The sequence below is a fragment of the Nostoc sp. 2RC genome (assembly GCF_014222165.1).
Taxonomy (GTDB): Bacteria; Cyanobacteriota; Cyanobacteriia; order Cyanobacteriales; family Nostocaceae; genus Nostoc; species Nostoc linckia.
This window is the reverse complement of sequence record NZ_JACKZU010000571.1, coordinates 1-3,257: the sequence shown is the minus strand read 5'-3', so window position 1 is coordinate 3,257 and position 3,257 is coordinate 1. Positions and strand designations below refer to the sequence as shown.

At 44.2% G+C, this 3,257-nt stretch carries 2 protein-coding genes and 1 pseudogene; 2 read left to right on the top strand and 1 reads right to left on the bottom strand.

From position 1 onward, the window contains the following. The first annotated feature begins 326 nt into the window (after positions 1-326). Positions 327-1,679 carry a bifunctional UDP-N-acetylglucosamine diphosphorylase/glucosamine-1-phosphate N-acetyltransferase GlmU gene (gene glmU, locus GNE10_RS33260; RefSeq protein ID WP_185570321.1) on the top strand — a complete coding sequence of 451 codons (1,353 nt, stop codon included), beginning with the start codon at positions 327-329 and terminating at the stop codon, positions 1,677-1,679. A 46-nt stretch (positions 1,680-1,725) separates the two neighbouring features. Then, positions 1,726-2,173 (top strand): annotated as a pseudogene (locus tag GNE10_RS33255) (DUF29 family protein). Here GNE10_RS33255 and GNE10_RS33250 read toward each other — a convergent pair. Beyond that, positions 2,164-3,117, bottom strand: a complete 954-nt coding sequence (locus GNE10_RS33250; RefSeq protein ID WP_185570320.1) for an isoaspartyl peptidase/L-asparaginase — start codon at positions 3,115-3,117, stop codon at positions 2,164-2,166. The pseudogene GNE10_RS33255 and the gene GNE10_RS33250 sit on opposite strands and share 10 nt — an antisense overlap. Between the last annotated feature and the right edge of the window lie 140 nt (positions 3,118-3,257).

The window sequence follows — 3,257 nt, the reverse complement described above, 5'->3', positions numbered from 1 at the left end:
CACCCTCCCCAAAGCATCGGGGAGGGTTGGGGAGGGGTCTTGTCTATGTGTCGCATTCTTTTTTCAAATTGGTATAACTCCAAAAAATAAATTATTGGGCTTGGGGTCGTTGACTGTTAACTGTCAACCGTCAACAGTCAACAGTTAACAGTCTTCTGTGGAATATTTTTTTTACTTGGAAGTTCCTAAGACAGTGAGAGTAAGAATTCTGAATTCTTACTCTTTTGGCCATTTCAGTGTTCTACGATCAGCTGGTATGATTTGAGCCTACATCTTGAAGTACCAACAGCATTAATCAAAATTTTACTGATAGCTAATAGCTAATTATGGTAGTTGTAGCAATTTTAGCAGCCGGACGCGGCACACGGATGAAATCAAGCTTACCTAAAGTTTTACATTCTTTGGGTGGGCGATCGCTAATAGAAAGAGTTCTCAAAAGTGTAGAACCTCTTTCACCCTCACGACGAATTGCGATCGTCGGGTATCAGTCCGAGGAAGTGAAAGCTGCTTTGGGTTCAATCCCCGACTTGGAGTTTGTGGAACAAACTGTGCAATTGGGAACAGGTCATGCCATCCAGCAATTACTTCCCTACTTAGAAGATTACACTGGGGATTTGCTCGTACTCAACGGCGATTTACCGTTAATACGTAGCGAAACCCTTCAGGAGATGTTACAAACTCACGCCCAAAATCACAACGCAGCCACAATTCTTACCTCACACCTACCCGATCCCACAGGCTACGGGCGGGTTTTTTGTAACGATGAAAATATCGTCGAGGAAATGGTCGAACACAAGGATTGTACCCCTGCTCAAAAAGAAAATCACCGGATTAACGCCGGAGTTTATTGCTTTCGCTGGGAAAATTTAGCCAAGGTACTTCCTCACCTAGAAGCAAACAACGCCCAAAAAGAATACTATCTCACAGATGCCGTAACTCAAGTAGGACAAGTTATGGCAGTGGATGTGAAAGATGATCAAGAAATTCTTGGCATCAACGATCGCCTGCAACTAGCAACAGCCTACGAGATTTTGCAACAACGAATCAAGGAAAAATGGATGCTAGCAGGTGTCACCCTCATCAATCCCACAAGCATCACCATTGATGAAACAGTGGAGTTAGAGCCAGATGTAATTATTGAACCCCAAACTCATCTCCGGGGAAATACCGTAATTAAAACTGGAAGTCAAATTGGGCCTGGAAGTTTAATTGAAAATAGTCAACTGGCTGAAAATGTCGTAGTTCAATATTCAGTGGTGACAAATAGCACTGTAGAAGCAGGTAGCCGAATTGGCCCCTATGCTCATTTACGCAGTCAAGTACAAGTGGGTGCTGGTTGTCGTGTGGGAAATTTTGTGGAATTGAAAAATACACAGTTGGGCGATCGCACCAATGCAGCACATTTGTCGTATTTAGGCGATAGCGTTATCGGCGAACGGGTAAATATTGGTGCTGGTACAATTACCGCCAATTATGATGGTGTTAAGAAACACCAGACTAAAATAGGCGATCGCGCCAAAACTGGTGCTAATAGTGTTTTAGTAGCTCCAGTGACTGTGGGTGATGACGTTTACATAGCTGCTGGTTCCACAATCACAGAAGACGTTCCTGATAATGCTTTGGCCATCGCCCGTAGCCGTCAGGTAGTTAAATTAGGTTGGCGTCGCAAGAGTCAGTAGAGTCAGTAAAGCGATAATTAAATCATCTAATTAGCCGATGTGAGTAATGGAAGAACTCCTAGAACTTAGGCAACTTCTAGAACAAGGGAAAATCCATGAGGCGCTGATGTTGGTGGATGAGTTAGAAGAAATGAGCCTAAGTGACAAAATCAATAAAATTGATAGCTATGGTGTGATTCTGCTCATCCATTTAATTAAACAGAAGGCTGAAAAACGTTCCACTCGCTCTTGGGATGTTTCTATTGAAAATACGGTGCGGGAAATCAACAAACAAAATAAACAAGCGCCGCAAATCTGGTGGTGTTTACTTGAATTCGGCAGAATTAATGGATATTCTGCAACAAGCATATCAAGTTACACTTAAAAGAGCAGCGCTAGAAGCTTTTGTTCGCGCAGCGTTCCGCAGGAAGGGACGTTATGAAGCTGAAGAATTAGCCACAATGGTGGATGGGCAAGAAACTTTAGCCGAAGCGCTGAAATTAATTCAGCAATAGCCTATGAATTCATTGCCAGTCCATTCCAGAGTGTCACCAATATTTTCGCCGTTATGGTAAGCGGCGAGTAATATTTCGCTAGTTTTACCCCAAGCGATCGCCCCACTAGCATCTAAGGCGATGGCTCCCAAATCGCGTTTATTTTGGTACGCTTCCCCAAAGGAACGCTGCATCGCATCCTTGAGAGACATACCATCCGTAACACGCACCACAATCTTGGCTGCTAAACACTCATCAATAATATCTTCGCCAATACCAGTACAACTAACTCCGGCGTCTTTAGTAGCATAATTACCTGCTGGCATAGCAGAATCACTTACTCGACCGATACGTTCAAAGCCCTTTCCTCCAGTAGAAGTACCAGCCGCAAGTTTGCCAAAAGTATCTAAAGCTACTACGCCGATGGTACCCCGTCCAGCATTACTGGTTTCTACTAGTTCGGGTTCTGCAATGACATTAGCCATTGTGCTTTTAAAATTATCCTGGCGTTCTTGTATCCACTCTTGCAATCGCAAATCAGTTAAAGCGTTATAGCTGGGAATTTGCATTTCCCGCGCTAATTCAGCCGAACCGAAATCTGACAGCACTCGGTCTGGGGAGTTTTGTAAAAATTGTGCCAGGTCAATGGGATTTTTCACCCGCGAAACATTAATTACACCACTAAATCGCCCTAATGCGCCATCCATCAAGGAAGCACTCATGCGGATTTGCCCATCAGATTGCAGTACCGAACCAGTACCAGCATTAAAGCGGGGGTTATCTTCCAGCATTTGGCAACCCTGTACTACCGCCTCAGAGGCAGTTATTCCGCACAATAGCAGAGAATAGACTTGTTCTATCACTGTATGGAGCGATCGACGTACCGCTTCCAATCCTCCTTTACCTTGGAGAGAACTACCAGCCCCGCCATGAATAATTAATTTAGGTTGCACCTGTGACTTCATCGATCCTTTGCGTTATTTGCATCTGTGTTGCAGTTGATTTGATTGGGTATGGGGCATGGGGAAAGGGTAAGGGGGAAAAGGTAGGGGGGAAAGGGGAAAGGGGAAACATTAAATTTATTCCTTTTCCCTTTTCCCGGTTG